This is a genomic window from Asticcacaulis sp. AC466, from assembly GCF_000495815.1.
In the GTDB taxonomy this organism is placed as follows: Bacteria; Pseudomonadota; Alphaproteobacteria; order Caulobacterales; family Caulobacteraceae; genus Asticcacaulis.
Map to the genome: position 1 here is coordinate 104,878 of NZ_AWGE01000015.1, position 16,891 is coordinate 121,768.

At 59.1% G+C, this 16,891-nt stretch carries 15 protein-coding genes; 7 read left to right on the forward strand and 8 right to left on the reverse strand.

What is annotated here, in order from left to right; all coding sequences use genetic code 11:
- Nucleotides 1-55 precede the first annotated feature (55 nt).
- Both gltA and gltX read right to left on the reverse strand, forming a co-directional pair.
- Entirely contained in the window at nt 56-1,345 is a 1,290-nt protein-coding gene (gltA, locus tag AEAC466_RS37775) for a citrate synthase (RefSeq protein ID WP_023459110.1), read from the reverse strand.
- A 91-nt stretch (nt 1,346-1,436) separates the two neighbouring features.
- On the reverse strand, nt 1,437-2,864 hold the full coding sequence (gene gltX / locus AEAC466_RS37780) for a glutamate--tRNA ligase (protein WP_023459111.1): 1,428 nt from the start codon (nt 2,862-2,864) through the stop codon (nt 1,437-1,439).
- Between the two features lie 188 nt (nt 2,865-3,052).
- Between gltX and AEAC466_RS37785 the strand changes: the two genes are divergently transcribed.
- The gene (locus AEAC466_RS37785; RefSeq protein ID WP_235074316.1) at nt 3,053-5,113 is read left to right on the forward strand and encodes a ComEC/Rec2 family competence protein; all 2,061 of its coding nucleotides are present in this window, start codon (nt 3,053-3,055) and stop codon (nt 5,111-5,113) included.
- Here AEAC466_RS37785 and lexA read toward each other — a convergent pair.
- The 4 genes from lexA to AEAC466_RS37805 form a co-directional block, all read right to left on the reverse strand.
- Entirely contained in the window at nt 5,110-5,814 is a 705-nt protein-coding gene (gene lexA, locus AEAC466_RS37790) for a transcriptional repressor LexA (RefSeq protein ID WP_023459113.1), read from the reverse strand. The genes AEAC466_RS37785 and lexA overlap by 4 nt on opposite strands.
- Before the next feature lie 85 nt (nt 5,815-5,899).
- Nucleotides 5,900-6,694, reverse strand: coding sequence for an indole-3-glycerol phosphate synthase TrpC (gene trpC / locus AEAC466_RS37795; RefSeq protein ID WP_023459114.1), 795 nt, complete (start codon nt 6,692-6,694; stop codon nt 5,900-5,902).
- A gap of 78 nt (nt 6,695-6,772) precedes the next feature.
- On the reverse strand, nt 6,773-7,789 hold the full coding sequence (trpD, locus tag AEAC466_RS37800) for an anthranilate phosphoribosyltransferase (protein WP_023459115.1): 1,017 nt from the start codon (nt 7,787-7,789) through the stop codon (nt 6,773-6,775).
- Nucleotides 7,782-8,375 (reverse strand): anthranilate synthase component II, encoded by a 594-nt coding sequence (locus AEAC466_RS37805; protein WP_023459116.1) that lies wholly within the window; start codon nt 8,373-8,375, stop codon nt 7,782-7,784. The genes trpD and AEAC466_RS37805 overlap by 8 nt, the downstream gene beginning before the upstream one ends.
- A gap of 145 nt (nt 8,376-8,520) precedes the next feature.
- On the opposite strand from AEAC466_RS37805, the gene AEAC466_RS37810 reads away from it, so the two are divergent.
- The gene (locus AEAC466_RS37810) at nt 8,521-8,874 is read left to right on the forward strand and encodes a hypothetical protein (protein ID WP_155913736.1); all 354 of its coding nucleotides are present in this window, start codon (nt 8,521-8,523) and stop codon (nt 8,872-8,874) included.
- 35 nt (nt 8,875-8,909) lie between these two features.
- Here the strand turns inward: AEAC466_RS37810 and trpE are convergent, their stop codons facing one another.
- Nucleotides 8,910-10,427 carry an anthranilate synthase component I gene (trpE, locus tag AEAC466_RS37815; RefSeq protein ID WP_023459118.1) on the reverse strand — a complete coding sequence of 506 codons (1,518 nt, stop codon included), beginning with the start codon at nt 10,425-10,427 and terminating at the stop codon, nt 8,910-8,912.
- Complete coding sequence (locus AEAC466_RS37820; protein WP_023459119.1) at nt 10,424-12,364, reverse strand: peptidylprolyl isomerase; 1,941 nt, start codon at nt 12,362-12,364, stop codon at nt 10,424-10,426. The genes trpE and AEAC466_RS37820 overlap by 4 nt, the downstream gene beginning before the upstream one ends.
- A 241-nt stretch (nt 12,365-12,605) precedes the next feature.
- On the opposite strand from AEAC466_RS37820, the gene tpiA reads away from it, so the two are divergent.
- The 5 genes from tpiA to AEAC466_RS37845 all read left to right on the forward strand — a co-directional run bounded on the left by tpiA (nt 12,606) and on the right by AEAC466_RS37845 (nt 16,838).
- A complete protein-coding gene (gene tpiA, locus AEAC466_RS37830) occupies nt 12,606-13,355 on the forward strand; it encodes a triose-phosphate isomerase (RefSeq protein ID WP_023459121.1) in 750 nt (249 codons plus the stop codon).
- Between the two features lie 162 nt (nt 13,356-13,517).
- Nucleotides 13,518-14,099 carry a preprotein translocase subunit SecG gene (gene secG / locus AEAC466_RS0122640; RefSeq protein ID WP_023459122.1) on the forward strand — a complete coding sequence of 194 codons (582 nt, stop codon included), beginning with the start codon at nt 13,518-13,520 and terminating at the stop codon, nt 14,097-14,099.
- 82 nt (nt 14,100-14,181) lie between these two features.
- The gene (locus tag AEAC466_RS37835; RefSeq protein WP_023459123.1) at nt 14,182-15,816 is read left to right on the forward strand and encodes a CTP synthase; all 1,635 of its coding nucleotides are present in this window, start codon (nt 14,182-14,184) and stop codon (nt 15,814-15,816) included.
- 50 nt (nt 15,817-15,866) lie between these two features.
- Nucleotides 15,867-16,250, forward strand: coding sequence for a RidA family protein (locus AEAC466_RS37840; protein WP_023459124.1), 384 nt, complete (start codon nt 15,867-15,869; stop codon nt 16,248-16,250).
- A gap of 63 nt (nt 16,251-16,313) precedes the next feature.
- Nucleotides 16,314-16,838, forward strand: coding sequence for a hypothetical protein (locus tag AEAC466_RS37845; RefSeq protein ID WP_155913738.1), 525 nt, complete (start codon nt 16,314-16,316; stop codon nt 16,836-16,838).
- The last annotated feature ends 53 nt before the right edge of the window (nt 16,839-16,891 follow it).

Consider the following 16,891-nt stretch of genomic DNA (forward strand, 5'->3'; position numbering starts at 1 on the left):
ACAAAAAAGCCCGCTTCGATTATCGAAGCGGGCTTTGATTTAGCTAGGTATCGTATTAGCCGCGTTGTGACACGGGAACGTAATCGCGCGGGCCCGAGCCGGTGTAGAGCTGGCGCGGACGGCCGATTTTTTGGCCTGGATCCTCGATCATTTCCTTCCACTGGGCGATCCAGCCGACAGTGCGCGCCAGGGCGAACAAGACGGTGAACATGGTGGTCGGGAAGCCCATGGCCGACAGGGTGATGCCGGAGTAGAAGTCTACGTTCGGGTACAGCTTGCGTTCGATGAAGAACTCGTCCTTCAGCGCGATCTGTTCCAGCTCCTTGGCGACTTGGAACAACGGATCGTTCTTGTCACCAACGGCTTCCAGAACTTCGTCGGCCGACTGCTTCATGACGGTCGCGCGCGGATCGTAGTTCTTGTACACGCGGTGTCCGAAGCCCATGAGCTTGTACTTGCGGGCCTTGACGCCTTCGATGAACTCAGGAATGCGCTCCGGCGTGCCGATTTCCTTCAGCATGTTGAGCGCTTCTTCGTTAGCGCCACCATGCGACGGGCCCCACAGGCAGGCAATGCCGGCGGCGATACAGGCGAACGGGTTGGCGCCAGACGAACCCGCCAGACGGACGGTGGAGGTCGATGCGTTTTGTTCGTGATCGGCGTGAAGGATGAAGATGCGGTCCATCGCCTTGGTCAGGATCGGATTGGCGACGTAATCTTCAGCCGGCACGGCAAAGCACATGCGCAGGAAGTTTTCCGAATAGGACAGGTTGTTACGCGGATGCACGAACGGCTGGCCTACGCTGTACTTATAGGCTCGGGCGGCGATGGTTGGCATCTTGGCGATCAGGCGGTGCGCCGAAATTTCGCGCTGCTTCAGATCGTGAATGTCGAGGCTGTCATGATAGAAGGCCGACAAAGCGCCGACGGCGCCGGTCATGATCGCCATCGGGTGGGCGTCGCGGCGGAAGCCCGAGAAGAAGCGGTCGAACTGCTCATGCAGCATGGTGTGGCGTGTGATCGAGGTTTCGAAAGGTTCGAACTCGGCAGCCGTCGGCAATTCGCCGTGCAGCAGCAGGTAGCAGGTTTCGAGGAAGCTCGATTGCTCGGCCAGTTGGCCGATCGGATAACCGCGGTGCAGCAGAACGCCCTTGTCGCCATCGATGAAGGTGATCTTGCTTTCGCAGGATGCCGTCGAGGTGAAGCCCGGGTCATAGGTGAATGCGTCGGTCTCGGCGTACAGCTTGCGGATATCAACGACGTCCGGGCCTAAGGTGCCCTTCATGACGGGCAGATCGACGGTCTTGTCACCGAGCGTGATTTTGGCGGGATTGGTTTGGCTCATATTACGCGTACCTCAGAAAAGGTTTCGACCCTTTATAGGCCTGTTGCGGCGCACCTAAATCGGCGTCGCGCCTGCTATATAAACTGTAACTCTAAATGAAAAGACCCCCTGTTAACCGAACAAGGGTCTCCTCGCGGCCCAATGCGGCCAAAAGCTTCGAAATATCCGGCGCAGGGTGGCCGGCCGACAGGAGGCCACGCAGGACAGGGCCTATCTTTCCGAAGCCAATCCCTTCATTTTCAACGAATTTTTTTAATTGTCCGTCAATATAGTCGTTAGACCAGTTGTCCCAGGTTAACACATTTTCGTGAAGACGATTGAGGCGTGATATTGTTTCCTCAGTCAGGAGATTTTTTGTCTTTTCGTCAAGCGGAACGGGGCCTTTTGCTACCGCGAACTGAACCTGTTCGGCCAATTGGACGATGGTTTGGGCACGTTCTTTCACAAGTGGAATGGTGCGGGCCAGAATCGCGTGGGTGTCGGGCGTTTCAGCATGGCCGGTGGCGACAAGCTCGGCTGTCACCAGCTTAACCAGTCGGGCATCGTCGGCGGCGCGAATCCAATGGGCGTTGACCGAGCCCAACTTGGCAAAATCGAGCCTGGCCGGCGACTTGTTGATATCGACTATATCAAACCAGTCTATGGCCTGGTCGTCGGTGAAAATTTCATCATCGCCGTGCGACCACCCCAGGCGCGCCAGATAGTTTCGCATGGCTTCTGGCAGGTAGCCAAGGCTTTGATAGTCGCCTACCGCCTGGGCGCCATGGCGCTTGCTCAGCTTTGCGCCGTCGGGGCCATGAATCAGCGGGATGTGCGCGAAGGTCGGGACATCCCAGCCCAGCGCCATATAGATGAGGCTTTGGCGCGCGGCGTTGTTCAGGTGGTCGTCGCCGCGAATGACGTGGGTGACGCCCATGTCATGGTCATCGACTACGACAGCCAGATTGTAGGTCGGATTGCCGTCCGAGCGCAGCAGGATCAGATCGTCCAGGTCTTTGGTATTGAAGGCTACGTCGCCTTGCACGGCGTCGCGGATGATAAGCGGGTCTTCCAGCGGTCCCTTGAAACGGATAACGTGCGGTTGCGACAACTCTTTGGCGGTAGGCGTACGATCGCGCCAGGGCGAACGCAACGCGTGCCCGGCGGCGCGGGCTTCCTCGCGCGCGGTCTCGGTTTCCTCCGCTGACATGAAACAGGCATAGGCACGGCCGCGTGCTACCAGGTCGGCGACGGCCTCTTTGTGGCGCGCTTCGCGGGCATGCTGAAAGACGATCTCTTCGTCCGCCTTGAGGCCCAGCCAGTCCAGCCCCTCGAAAATGGCGTCCACGGCGGCCTTGGTTGAGCGTTCGCGATCGGTGTCTTCGATACGGATCAGGAATTTGCCGCCGGTGTGTCGTGCGTAGAGCCAGTTGAACAAGGCCGTGCGCGCACCGCCGATATGCAGGTATCCGGTGGGCGAGGGAGCAAAGCGAGTGACGACGGCGCCCGATGTCGGGACTTGCGATTTGGAATGGGGCATGATCAGTTACTTTGGGGGATCGATTTGTGAGCGTCTTATAGCTCTCTTTGCCGCGAACCCAAGCCCTTTATAGCAGGTGAGGCGGGCAAGGCTTGAAAACGGCGGTCCAGTTCTTGAAAAATCGAACGGCAGATGTACTGGCCTTGCAGGCTGGGCGGTTGTTTTTGTGGCTACCGGTGGCTTTTGGGGTGGGGGCCGCAGCCTATCTAGGGCTTCTGGTCGAACCGGCCCTCCTATGGCTTCTTGCACCGGCCGGCGCTGCCGCCGCAGTTTCCGTTTTGTTGTGGCGGTTTAATATCAGTCGCTATGCATTTAATTTCATGATGCTTTTATCCGTCTTTCTATTAGGCGCCGTCGTGTGCAAGTTGCGCGCGGAGCACGTTCGGGCACCGGTGCTGGGGACCGAAACCAACCAATATATGGTTCAGGCGTTCGTAATGGATATCGTTTCGCCATCGGCCGACCAGCCGCGTTTATTGCTGGCGCCTATTGCCATACGTGGCCTGCCTCCTGAGGCAACGCCGTTACGTCTGCGGGTATCCCTGCGTCCGGGCGTCTTGGACGCGACAGGTATTAAACCGGGAGACGCGATATCGGTCTTCGCCATCCTGAACCCGCCGCCCTCGCCGAATATGCCCGGCGGGTACGATTTTGCCCGAACGGCCTTTTTTCAGGGTGTAGGTGGCGTTGGATTGGCGCCGGGCCAGCCGCGGTTGATGGAGCCTCCGCCGCACGGGTGGCAATTGCGTGCGGTCATGGCCCTGAACCGGCTGCGCTGGACCATTACGCAAAAGCTTGTCGCCGATACGGCGCCGCAAATGCCCAATGGCCGCGCTATCGGCGGGTTTGCGGCCGCCTTGGTGACAGGACATCAAGCTTATATCCCTCAGCCGCTCATACAGGATATGCGGGATTCCGGGCTGGCCCATATCCTCTCGATATCGGGCGTGCATATGGCGATTGTTGGCGGATTTATCTTCTTTACGCTGCGGCTTGTTATGGCCGCTATCCCTTGGCTGGCGGTGCGCGTACCGGTTAAGAAATGGGCGGCAGCTTTAAGCATCGTCTGCGTTCTGCTCTACCTGGCCATTTCCGGATCGCCAGCCCCGGCTGTACGGTCTGCCGTTGTCGCTTGTGTCGCGTTCGGGGCAATTTTGGTCGATCGCCGGGCGTTGAGTTTGCGGGCCTTGGCCATCGCCGCTATCGTCGTCATCTGCTTGACGCCTGAAGCGGTTATCCAGCCTGGGTTTCAGATGTCGTTCAGCGCGACCGCCGCCTTGCTGGCCTTGGCCGAGGGCATGAAGCCGCCCATGCGGGAAATCAGCGTGCCCGTCTGGATCCGGGCCGCTCAAGCGACAGTGCACGGTATCTGGCTATCTTTGCTGGCCTCCGGTGTAGCGACTGCTGCAACGACACCTTTCGCCATTGCCTATTTCAATCGTTTTTCGGTCTACGGCCTACTGTCAAATCTCTTTGAGGCCCCCGTAACGACCTTTATCGTCATGCCGTCTCTCGCTATGGGTACCACGATGTCCGCCACGCCCGTTGGATGGTTGTTCCTGCGTGTGGCAGGGGCGGGGTTATGGGTTATCGAACGTATTGCCGCCATTACCGCGGACTTGCCCCATGCGGTGATCAGCTGGCCGTCGGCCCCGGCTTACGTCCTGCCGATTTCTTTTTTGGGATTATTATGGATTTGCCTTGTGCGGGGGAAAGCGCGCTGGATCGGTCTGATTGCAGCGTCAACCATCTTGTGGTGGCCGCGTGTGCTGGCTCCGGATATTTGGGTGGATGCAGAAGGGGGCAATGCCGCCATTCGCACGGCCGCTGGCGCCTACGTCCTGCGGTCAAAGGTAAGGCAATATGGGTTCGAGCAGTGGACGCAACACTACGGCATTGCGGTGTTGGACGAAGGTAAGCGCAATGAAGCCTATGCTTGCAAGGGATACGGCTGTGTTCCGCTCGGTCAGCCGCGCATAGGCTTCTGGTTCAGCAATAAGCCACCAAAGTCGGCACGTCTCAACGAACTGTGCCAGGCAAGCGATCTGATCATTCTGCGCAACCCCATGGGGGATTGGCCGGCTGAATGCGCCAGGGTCAACCGCATCAGCGCCGGTGATTTTCGTCGTCTCGGCGCCATGGAACTGACACGCACAGAAAAGGGCTGGGCTATTAAGGCAGCCCAGCCCCTGAGAGGCAAACGCTATTGGACCAGTCCGTCGGAGGCGGAAGGCGGCGTTAGCGATTAATGGTAACGACGCATCAGGCCGACAAGGCGGCCCTGAACCTTGACTTGGCCGTCATTGTAGATTTGCGTCTTGTAATTCGGATTGGCGGCTTCAAGGGCAATCGATCCCCCCTTCTTGCGAAGGCGCTTTAGCGTCGCGGTTTCGTCATCGACGAGCGCGACCACGATTTCCCCGGTCTGAGCCGTGTCGGTCTTCTTGATGACAACAAAATCGCCATTCAGAATACCGGCATTGATCATCGAATCGCCTTCGATTTCGAGCAGGTAGTGCTCACCGGCGCCCAGCATGGATTCCGGCACGCGCAACCGGTCACGTTCCTGGCCCATGGCCTCGATCGGCACGCCGGCCGCGATCTTGCCAAGCAGCGGTAGTTCACGCGTATCGTCGTTAGAGGGCCTGACTGGATCGGCAGGGGCAGGGCGCGTGCCTTCGACGACCTGGGGAACAAAGGCTTGACGGCCGCGCGGCGGCGCTGACGTAGTGGCTTGATCCGGCAATTTAATGACTTCAAGCGCCCGGGCCCGGTGTGCGAGCCGACGTATAAACCCGCGTTCTTCCAGAGCGGTAATCAAACGGTGAATACCCGACTTAGAGGCCAGATCCAGCGCTTCCTTCATTTCGTCGAAAGAGGGGGAAACCCCGCCCTCTTTGATGCGTTCGTGAATGAACATCAGAAGTTCGCGTTGTTTGGTCGTCAGCATGGGACACCTTCGTATAAACCAGTTCGCAAAATGCAGAACAAGTCATGAACCTATGGAAGATGTTCTATATGTGTTCTTATTAATGTCAAGCTAACGATAATAGATTTTTTGTCGCTGTAGTGACATCGCCTTGCCGCATGAGGCTTTCGCCAACCAGCATCGCCGTCGCGCCCGTACGCGCCAGGCGCTTGACGTCGTACGGTGTGAAAATGCCGCTTTCGGCGACCAGAATATGGTCCTTCGAAACCGCGTGCGCCAAGGTCTCCGTCACCGCCAGGTCGACATGAAAATCCCTGAGATTACGATTATTTATGCCGATCAGCTTGGATTTGAGTTTCAGAGCCCTGTCCATTTCCGCAGCGTTATGCACTTCGACAAGTGCATCCATACCGTAATGCTGGGCGCAGTCGATCAGGTCGGCGGCCAGTTCATCATCTATCATGGCCATGATGACCAGAATGGCATCGGCGCCGATGGCCCTCGATTCGGTCACCTGCCAGGTATCGACAAGAAATTCCTTACGGATGCAGGGCAGCGAAACAGCGGCCCGTGCGGCCTGGAAATGCGATTCGTGTCCCATAAAGGACGGGTTATCGGTCAGGATAGACAGACAAGACGCCCCGCCGGCTTCATAGGCGCGGGCTAGGGCTGGCGGATCGAAATCCTCCCGGATCAATCCCTTTGACGGGCTGGCCTTCTTGATTTCGGCAATGAGTGAGAGATTATCAGGCTGCTTATTGGCGACCAGGGCCTTGGCGAACCCTCGGGCCGGTCCGACCTCGTCTATTTGCGCCTCAAGGTCGTCCAGCGTCACATGCGTCCGCCGCGTCGCAACGTCTTCGCGCTTGTAGGTAGCAATCTTGTCGAGAATGTCCAGCATATCGTCTCCTTGGGTAGCGACCTTGGACGCTAGCACGGCGTGCGTTCACAGAGCAGCAACAGTTATGTTATGTGAATGTTATGACGCTTTTGTCGTCGCAACCAGGGTGTCTAGCGCGCTGCGTGCGCGGCCATCGTCAATGACGTTTGCCGCCAGTTCCACGCCTTCGCGCAGGGTTTCCACCGTGTCGGCTACCAGGAAGGCGGCGGCCGCGTTCAGCATGACGATATCGCGATACGCGCCGGTCTTGCCATCGAGCAGGTCGGACAGTTCGGCGGCATTGTATTCAGGGGCGCCACCGGTGATGTCGGCCAGCGCGGCACGGGGCAGGCCGACCGCTTCAGGCGTGATCTTGAACAGGCGGACAAACCCGTCCTTCCATTCGGCGACATCGGTTTCACCCGTCGTTGTCAGTTCATCCAGGCCAGATCCGTGCACAGACCACGCCTTGGTGGCGCCAAGTTGACCCAGCGCCTGAGCGATCGGTTCAACAAAACGCGGCGAGGGTACGCCAACAACCTGACGCTTGGCGCCCGCCGGGTTACTGAGCGGTCCCAGCAGATTGAAAATGGTGCGGAAGCCGAGCTGCTGACGGATCGGCGAGACATGTCGCATGGCGCCGTGATGCGCCTGGGCAAAGAGGAAGCAGATACCGGCCTCGTCCAAGGCCTTGCGCTGTTGTTCCAGTGTCGCTTCAATATTGACGCCGAGCGCCGCCAACACGTCCGCGGTCCCGGACTTGGACGTAATGGCGCGGTTGCCGTGTTTGGCGACCTTGAGGCCGCCGCCGGCCGCGACGAATCCCACGGCGGTGGATATGTTGAGCGTGTGCAGCCCGTCACCGCCGGTGCCGCAAACATCGATGACGTCGTAAGGGTGGTCAAGGTGAATGGCCGCCTTGCGCATGGCGCGGGCGCAGGCGGCGATTTCGCCGACGGTTTCCCCGCGAATCCGAATAGCAGTTACCGCAGCGGCCACCTGGGCCGGCGTTGGTTCACCACGCAGGCAGGCAGTAAAGAATTGTTCGGCGTCGTCTTCGTTGAGGGTCTGGCCTTCGGCCAGTTTCGACAGCAAGGGTTTGAAAGCGTCAGACATAGAGGTTGTGGCTCTCGATACCGGCCAGTTGCAGGAAGTTGGCCAGCAATTGATGACCGCCTTCGGTGGCGATGGATTCGGGGTGGAACTGCACGCCGTGGATAGGCCGGGTCTTATGCTGAACGCCCATTATTTCACCATCTTCGGTCCAGGCGGTGATCTCCAGATCGGCCGGCAAGGTTTCGCGCTTAATAGCCAGAGAATGGTAACGCGTCGCTGTAAAGGGATTGGGCAAGTCTTTGAAAATGCCCTGATTATTGTGATGTATCAGGCTGGTCTTGCCGTGCATGAGCGTCTTGGCGCGAATGACATCGCCGCCATAGGCCTGGCCGATCGACTGGTGCCCCAGGCAGACACCCAGAACCGGCATATCTTCGGGAGCAGCACGCAGCAGGGGCAGGCAGATGCCGGCCTGGTCCGGCGCGCAAGGGCCGGGTGACAGGAGAATGGCCTTGGGCCCCAGGGCGAGCGCGTCTTGAACGCTCAGCGCATCGTTGCGGTAAACCTGCGTATCCGCGCCGAGCTCGGCCAGGTAATGGACAAGATTGTAGGTAAAGCTGTCGTAGTTGTCGATTACCAGGATCATAGCCGCCTCCGAACGCACGCCGTCTCTCAGGCGTATGTAAGCAAAAGCCTTTCGCTTTCCAAGTCCAAACGTCACAAGGGCGCGCGGCGCAGCAAAAATATGCTTTTGGGTGAGCGTATCAGTGTGCGTTATTTCGCATTAAACTATGACGATGAATTTGATTCGAGCAAATGGTAGCGGTCAGGAAGATGCATTAACCGATGACCGCCTCGGCGCGGCGCTTGATCTGCTGACAGCCTCCAAGCCGCGCACGATGCCGGGCCACTGGCTCATTCTGGCGCTTTGCGCCTTTATCGCCGCCACTACGTTTTTTGTGTATATGGCGACAAGCTTGACCGCCAAACCTGCTCCCGTCCCTTTAGCGTCAAAAACGGCAACGACGCCAGTACCGCCTTCAGTAAACAAGGCCGACTTCGAACTCTCAGGCTCGTCGCTTAGTGCTGAGTCTGCGGAACCCGTTACGGACGCCGTGCTGATCGGCAAGGAAGAAAGCCGCTAACGGATTTGATCGTCGGGTGAGATTTGGGTGGTGGCCTAGTTCTGGCTGTAGGTATACCGCCACGCGTCCTGAGCTGCTTTAATGAGCGCGCCGGCCTTGTGGCAGGTTTCCTCATATTCCATCTGCGGTACGCTGTCGGCAACGACGCCGGCACCTGCCTGAACATAGATGTTGCGATCCTTGAACAGCGCCGTGCGCAGAACGATGCAGACATCGATGCTGCCGCCGCTGGAGATATATCCCGCGCCTCCGCCGTAGCCGGCGCCGCGTTTGACATCTTCCAATTCGTCGATGATTTCCATAGCCCGCACCTTGGGCGCGCCGGACAAGGTGCCGGCTGGCAGGGCGGCCAATAGCGCATCGACCGGATCGAGGTCCTCCGGCGCATCGCCTTCGACGTTCGATACGATATGCATGACGTGACTGTAGCGTTCGATGACGAACTTTTCCGTGACCTTGACCGAGGCCGGTTTGGCGACACGGCCGACATCGTTGCGGCCAAGGTCGAGCAGCATCAGGTGCTCTGACAGTTCCTTAGGATCGGCCAGAAGTTCCGCCTCCAGCGCCTTGTCCAGCTCCGCCGTCTTGCCGCGCGGGCGTGTACCGGCAATCGGGCGGATGGTCAGCTTGCCATCGCGGATGCGGACCAGGATTTCCGGAGACGAACCCGCCAGCTGGAAATCGCCGAAATTGAGATAAAAGAGGTAGGGCGACGGATTGTGCCGGCGCAGGGAGCGGTAAAAAGCGAAGGGATCGAGTGGATAAGGCGCCTCGAACCGGTGGCTCAGCACGACCTGGAAGATGTCGCCCGCAGCGATATATTCCTTGGCCTTTCCGACCATGTCCTTGAAGTCGAGCGGCGAGGTAGGAGATGTCAGGGGCGCCTGATGGTGATCCTGAAGTGCCGGCTGGGCTGCCAGGGGGATCCGCAGGTCCGCTTCCACAGCGTCGAGGCGCGCCAGTGCGGCGCTGTAGGCATCCTGCGCCGATCGTGTGTCCGGCCACACCGGCGACGCCAGAAGGATTTCGTGGGCGACATTGTCGAACACGCAAACCACAGACGGCCGTACCAGGCAGGCGTCGGGCAGGGCGAGCGGGTCCGGATTGGCTTCGCCAAGCGGCTCCATAAGCCGGATCATGTCATAGCCAAACACACCGAACAGGCCTGATACCATGGGAGGCAGGCCTTCGGGAATGTCCATGCGGTTCGCCGCGACAAGTGCGCGCAGGCTATCCAGCGTGGAAAGGCTTTCCGGCGTATAGACACCGGCAGGTATATCTGAGCCTTTTGATATCTCGGCGGCATTGCCGAAACAGCGCCAGACCAGATCGGGCGACAGGGTCAGAATCGAGTAACGGCCAGACAAGGCACCGCCTTCGACCGATTCAAAAAGAAACGAGTAGGGGCGGTTACGTGACAGCTTCAGATAGGCAGAAACCGGCGTTTCCAGATCATCGATCAGCTTGCGGCAGACGATGTAGGGCTTGCCGGCGTCATAGGCCTTGGTAAATGCGCCTTCGTTGGCGGCAAGCGTAACGGGTTCGGCGATCACGGCGTCTTCTTTCCGTCGGTCTTGTCAGCCTTGCCGGCCTTGTCGTCGGTAGGGGTTACGCCCAGAGCGATCTCGGCCGTGCGCGGATAGACCTTGGCCTTGACGAGGGCGCGGGCGCCGGTCTGGGCCGTTGTCGCCAAATCACGGGCCAACATTTGCGACATCTGGGTGCGGGCGACCGTGGTCATCGTGTTGGCGGATGCGGTGTCCGCCTGATGGACGGCGTCGACGCGACCAATGGCGAAGGCGACCGGGCTAATCTGGGCGTTGAAGCTTTCACCCGGTTGCGACAGGAAGATGCGACCGGCCAGGGCTTGCGGCAGGTTGGCACGCTGTATCGTGGCGCGGTTCAGGCCGTTCAGATGTTCAACGGGGGTGTTGAAGCTGGCGGCGACAGCGGCGAAGCTTTCGCCCTTCTTGATCCGCGCCATGGCTTTGTCGGCCGCGTCCTGTACCGCCGATGTCACCTTGTCGGTCATCCAGTACTGGGTGAGCTCATTTTTGATTTCGGCAAAGGGTGGCGCGCCAGCCGGCTTGATGGTGTCGAGACGCACGGCGAAATACTGGCCTTCGCCGAGTTGATCGACATCGGAAGTGGCGCCGACTTGGGGCAGGTCGTAGATGTCCTTCACCAGCACGGTATATTGAGAATAATCGGCTTGCGGGTTGCCCGTCTTGCCTTCCGATGTCATCGGCGGCAATTGGGTCACCTTGAGGCCCAGTTTCGCGGCCGTAGCGTGGAAGTCGTTGCCGGCGCGCATGGCGTCCGAGAAGGCATTGCTGTCCTTGTTGACGCGGTCGGCGGCCTGATCCTTTATGTAGTCCGCGGCCAGTTTTTCGCGAACGCTTTCATAGGACGGCGTCGAGCCGATCTTGACTTCGCCCATCTTGATAACGGCGTAGCCGAGTTCGCCCTGAACAGCGCCGGACACATCGCCCGTCTTCATGCCGAAGGCGGCAGCGGCAATCTTGGGATCGGGGACCGCGCTCTTGGGCTTCAAGGTGTAATTGATGACCTGACCCTTGTGCGCCTTGGCGGCCTCTTCCGGCGTCTGACCGGACTTGAGGGCAGAGGAAATGGCATTGGCGTCGCCCGCCGACTGGGCCGTCACGGTAACGAAACTACGAGTTTCCGGCGAGACGAGGGTAGCCAAGCTGTCCTTGTACTTTTTCTGCAAGGCGGCTTCGTCGACCTTGATGTCCTTGGCGTAATTGGCGGGCACAAATTGCACGATCGAAGCCGTCCGCGTTTCCGGCAGTTGCAACTGAGACAGGCGCGAACTGTAGAAGGCCTGCAATTCAGCGTCGGTCGGGGCGGCCGGTGTCGGAACATTCTTGCTAGAAATGACGAACAGGCTGGTGTCGCGGTTTTGCAGCGTCGTGGCGGCTTCGGTAGCGGCATAGATGCGTGGCGCGCGGACCCCCGCGACGGCCGCCGTCAGGTACTGCTGGCTGGCCAGTTCGTCCGAAACGCTGGACTCGAACATCTTTTCGTTCATCTGGTTCTGCGCCAGCAACTGACGATAGGTATCCTTGTCGAAACGGCCTGTGACGCTGTTGAAGAAGGCCGGGATCTTGGCAATTTCAGCAACGATCATCTTGGCGGATGGCTTTACGCCTAGCGAATCGAGCCAGGCAGCGAAAGACAGTTGATCCGCCAGTTCGTTCAGCATGCGCACATGCTGGCCGGCTTCGACGAATTCCTCATTCGTAAAGGTACGTCCCTGATTTTCCTTGGGATAGTTGGCCTTGTAGCTTTCGAAGCGGCTCTTGAATTCCTGAGCGCTAAGCTGACGCTTGCCGGCGGTGATGACATTGTCGCCGCCCGTCTTGCTGAAGACGTCGCGAAGGCCGAAAATGGCGAAAGAGGCGACGAGCAGCACCATCAAGCCTTTGAATATCCATGACTTGGTGAATTCCCGGAAGAGGCTGATCATCGCAATATAACCCTGTAGACGCGCGCAGGCACGCAGATATGGCCGTGTCTTACGGCACGAATAAGGCTGTTACAAAGGGATTTTATCAGTTTCAAGATTTTTCTTGGTTGAAAAGTCTTGGCTTGTCCGCTGCCATCGGTCTATGGTTTGCATACCGCGACAGGACCTTACCCGCACAGGGCCTCATTAGAAGGCTTGCAAGGTTTTCGGCGGTTTTATGCCACAACAAACAAGACAAATAATGCCACACCGACATCTTATCGCCGGCAACTGGAAAATGAACGGGCTGAAAAGCGCGCTTCCGGTTGCTCAGGCCATTGCCGCGCAAAGCGCCGCACACAAGGCGCGCGTCGCCTTATTCCCCCCCGCGACCCTCCTGCCACTTATGGCCGAAGCCCTGCAGGGCACAAAGCTGTTGCTGGGCGGCCAGGATTGCAGCCATGCTGATGGAGGCGCCTATACCGGCGATGTGTCCGCAGCTATGCTGAAAGACGCCGGCGCCACCATGGTTATTCTGGGTCATTCGGAACGTCGCCACGGCCACCTAGAGCCCTGCTCGCTTGTTGCCCGCAAGGTGCAGGCGGCGTTGCGCGCCGGATTGGAGCCCATTATCTGTATCGGAGAAACCCTTGACCAGCGTCAGGGAGGGCTCACCGTGCCCGTTCTGTCGCGGCAATTGACCGACAGCCTGCCGAGGGCGTTGGAAGGCCATAAGTTCCATGTGTCTTATGAGCCTGTCTGGGCCATCGGCACAGGCCTTACGGCATCCGACGCACAGATACTCGAAGCGTTCGCGCTGATCCGCAAACATATCGATACCTATTTTGGCGATGCCGATCCGTGCCTGCTGTACGGGGGATCGGTCAAGCCGTCCAATGCCGCCCAATTACTTGCCTTGAAAGGGGTTGGCGGGGCGCTGGTTGGTGGGGCGTCACTGACTGTGGAGGAATTCCTGCCCATCGTTGCGGCAGCGGATTATGCCCCGGTTTGATCCGGGGCTTGTAATCCTCCGCCAGCGTCATATTTCTGTATGGCAAACCGTGCGTCCCCTCTGGCCATTCGTGGCGGAGGATGCTAAGGGCGTGCGACTTTCATCCATTCCGGCGCCGGTGTTCGGCGCCTTTCCGCGTTAGAAGAATAAAGACCTGACCTGATGAACACCTTATTCGGTATCCTCCTGACCGTGCAGATCCTCGTTTCGGTCACCATGGCCGGCCTGATTCTCATCCAGCGTTCCGAAGGCGGCGCGCTCGGCATGGGCGGTGGTCCGTCGGGCTTCATGTCGGCGCGCGGCGCGGGCAATCTGCTGACCAAGCTGACGGCGATTTTCGCTTTTATTTTCTTCGTTAACTCGATCGGCCTGACCATTGCGGGCAATTATTCGCAACGCACGACCTCGGCCGTCGATCAGGTTGATACGTCCGGCCTGACGATCGACAAGTCCAAGCTGCCGGCAGCCCCGGCCGCCAGCCAGACCGCCAGTTCGGCCGGTCCGTCGCTGAGCGACCTGCCGTTGGCCAATTCCCAGCCCGCCGCGCCTCAAGCTCAGGTTCCGGCTCAGGCCCCGGCCACCAAGCCGGCCACGTCTTCTGCGCCGGTGCGCCTGCCTGCCAATTCCGCGGCATCGTCATCGGTGTCGCAAAAGCAGGTGGAAGCCGCAAAGGCAGGTATCTGGCAAGGCGGTTCTTCGGCCGCGCCGGCCTCTTCGGCGACGACATCTTCCGCTTCGCGTTAAGCGAAGCTCGATTTCAAACTGATTTTTTGGCCCGCGGAGGGTAACTTCCGCGGGCTCTCTCTGATTATGGTACTGATCTGATATGGCCCGTTTCGTTTTCATCACTGGCGGGGTTGTCTCCTCGCTTGGCAAGGGGTTGGCATCCGCGGCACTTGGGGCCCTGCTTCAGGCGCGCGGCTTCAAGGTCCGTCTGCGCAAGCTGGACCCCTACCTGAATGTCGATCCGGGAACGATGAGCCCGTATCAGCACGGCGAAGTCTTCGTTACCGACGACGGCGCTGAAACCGACCTTGACCTTGGCCACTATGAGCGTTTTACCGGCGTCAATGCCCGTAAGACGGACAATATCACCACCGGCCGCATCTATTCCAACATCATCGAAAAGGAACGCCGCGGCGATTATCTCGGCGCAACCGTCCAGGTCGTCCCGCACGTTACCGACCAGATCAAGCAGTTCGTCGTGTCCGATCAGGGAGATGCCGATTTTATCCTCGTGGAAATCGGCGGAACGGTCGGCGATATCGAAGGCCTGCCGTTTTTTGAAGCCATTCGCCAGCTTGGCCAGGAATTGCCGCGCCGCCAGTGCTGCTTCATCCACCTGACGCTGCTCCCCTTCGTCAAGACGGCAGGGGAAATGAAAACCAAGCCGACCCAGCATTCGGTGAAGGAATTGCGCTCCATCGGCATCCAGCCCGATATTCTGCTGTGCCGCTGCGAGCAGGAAATTCCGACGGAAGAACGCCGCAAGATCGGCTTGTTCTGTAATGTCCGCGAAAGCGCCGTCATCCAAGCGATGGATTCCGAAAACATCTATGCCGTGCCAATCGATTACCACCGCCAGGGGCTGGATGTCGAAGTGCTGAACGTCTTCGGCATCGAAGATGCCGCCGCGCCGGACCTCTCGCTTTGGAAAGATATCACCCAGCGCTACCAGTATCCTGACGGCGAAGTGTCCATCGCTGTTGTCGGCAAGTACACGGTGCTGAAAGACGCCTATAAATCGCTGATCGAGGCGCTGTATCACGGCGGCATGGCCAATAATGTCCGCGTCCGCATCGACTGGGTGGAATCGGAAACCTTTGAAGGTGCGCCCGACGCCGTGATTGAGCGGCTGGAGAATGTTCACGCCATTCTGGTTCCCGGCGGCTTCGGAGAGCGCGGTGCGCTGGGCAAGATCGAAGCGGCCCGTTTTGCGCGCGAAAACAGCGTCCCTTATTTCGGTATCTGCTTCGGTATGCAGATGGCTGTGCTGGAAACGGCCCGCAATCTGGCCGGCGTCAAGACGGCGTCCTCAACCGAGTTCGGGCATACCGACGAGCCGGTTGTTGGCCTTATGACCGAATGGCTGAACGGCAACGAGCTGACGCAACGGGCGGCGGGCGGCAATCTGGGTGGGACCATGCGCCTGGGGGCCTACGACGCGGCACTGAAGCCGGGTTCTCTGGTTTCCGATATCTACGGCGATACGGCGATTTCCGAGCGTCACCGCCATCGCTACGAAGTCAACCGCGACTATATTCCGCGTCTGGAAGCGTGTGGCCTGCATTTTTCGGGTATGTCGCCCGACGGCCTGCTGCCGGAAATCGTCGAACGTACGGATCACCCGTGGTTCATTGGCGTGCAATACCATCCGGAACTCAAGTCGCGTCCGTTCGCGCCGCATCCGCTGTTCTCGAGCTTCATCGCCGCTGCCAAGGTGCGCAGCCGTCTCGTCTAAACCGTTCTGCCTGACGCGCGTCGGGCAGGGCGCCGCCAAAGGAATATTCCATGACACGCCAACTGATTTCCTCCGGTTCGCCTTTTGAAGGCGAAATCGGTTTTTCCCGCGCCGTTCGTTCGGGCAATCGCATCGAAGTATCGGGTACGGCCCCGATCCGTGACGGCAAGGTCGCCGGAACCGATGCCTACGAGCAGACCAAGGCCGCCCTGGAAATCATCGTGAAGGCGGTTCAAGACGCCGGTGGCCAGGCATCGGACATTATCCGTACCCGCATCTTCCTGACCGACATGTCGTTGTGGAAGGACGCCGCGCGCGCCCATGGTGAAATCTTCGGCGACATTCGCCCTGCATCGAGCTTTATCGGCACCAGCGCCCTGATTAATCCCGAATGGCTGGTTGAGATCGAGGCTTCGGCCCAGATCGAGGCCTGAGCAGTATCGAAGCCTGACAATCCATCCATTTGACGCTATAGTGGCGCAAAACGGGTGGGTGTCATGAGGTTGAAAGACGAATTGGGGATGCTGCCGCGCGGACTATATGTCGTGGTGGGGCTGACCCTGGCTGCGGCGGCGATTGCCAGTGACTACGGCAATTGGACGCTGATACAATCGGGCAAGGTGCCGGCGGCCGGTATCATCCTGATGAATCTGATTGCCCTGCCTTTGGCCCTGGCCATTATCGTGTGGGCCTGCATTGGCCGTCATCGCGAGTGGCATATTGCCGATGGTCAGATTCGCGTGCGCCTCTTAAGTCTGACCTCATGGCAGAAAACGCATCATATCCTGGCAGAGGATATCAGTGTCGTGACGCAGGAAAGTTATGATTACGAACGCAAAGGCAGCCGCGTCGCACATGGCTGGATCGTGACCTTGAAGGACGGCCGACGTCTGGTGTCGCCTAAATCCTTTGATGCAGAGGCCTTGAATGAGGCTAGGTTGCATATGGAAAGTTATATGCGCAAGCCCTTGCCGCAGACCGACCCGCTGGCGGAATCCAGCCGCGCCAACGGACTTTCATAGCTAAAATCGCTGGTTCGCCGCCGATTGCCCCTTGATAGTCAGCCAGACTTGAT

What these genes read in the sequence shown, in the direction of transcription:
- AEAC466_RS37820 (WP_023459119.1), bottom strand. Translation starts at nt 12,364, where the DNA reads ATGATCAGCCTCTTCCGGGAATTCACCAAGTCATGGATATTCAAAGGC.
- gltA (WP_023459110.1), bottom strand. Translation starts at nt 1,345, where the DNA reads ATGAGCCAAACCAATCCCGCCAAAATCACGCTCGGTGACAAGACCGTC.
- AEAC466_RS37845 (WP_155913738.1), top strand. Translation starts at nt 16,314, where the DNA reads ATGAGGTTGAAAGACGAATTGGGGATGCTGCCGCGCGGACTATATGTC.
- trpD (WP_023459115.1), bottom strand. Translation starts at nt 7,789, where the DNA reads ATGTCTGACGCTTTCAAACCCTTGCTGTCGAAACTGGCCGAAGGCCAG.
- AEAC466_RS37840 (WP_023459124.1), top strand. Translation starts at nt 15,867, where the DNA reads ATGACACGCCAACTGATTTCCTCCGGTTCGCCTTTTGAAGGCGAAATC.
- trpC (WP_023459114.1), bottom strand. Translation starts at nt 6,694, where the DNA reads ATGCTGGACATTCTCGACAAGATTGCTACCTACAAGCGCGAAGACGTT.
- AEAC466_RS37810 (WP_155913736.1), top strand. Translation starts at nt 8,521, where the DNA reads ATGACGATGAATTTGATTCGAGCAAATGGTAGCGGTCAGGAAGATGCA.
- lexA (WP_023459113.1), bottom strand. Translation starts at nt 5,814, where the DNA reads ATGCTGACGACCAAACAACGCGAACTTCTGATGTTCATTCACGAACGC.
- AEAC466_RS37805 (WP_023459116.1), bottom strand. Translation starts at nt 8,375, where the DNA reads ATGATCCTGGTAATCGACAACTACGACAGCTTTACCTACAATCTTGTC.
- AEAC466_RS37835 (WP_023459123.1), top strand. Translation starts at nt 14,182, where the DNA reads ATGGCCCGTTTCGTTTTCATCACTGGCGGGGTTGTCTCCTCGCTTGGC.
- gltX (WP_023459111.1), bottom strand. Translation starts at nt 2,864, where the DNA reads ATGCCCCATTCCAAATCGCAAGTCCCGACATCGGGCGCCGTCGTCACT.
- tpiA (WP_023459121.1), top strand. Translation starts at nt 12,606, where the DNA reads ATGCCACACCGACATCTTATCGCCGGCAACTGGAAAATGAACGGGCTG.
- secG (WP_023459122.1), top strand. Translation starts at nt 13,518, where the DNA reads ATGAACACCTTATTCGGTATCCTCCTGACCGTGCAGATCCTCGTTTCG.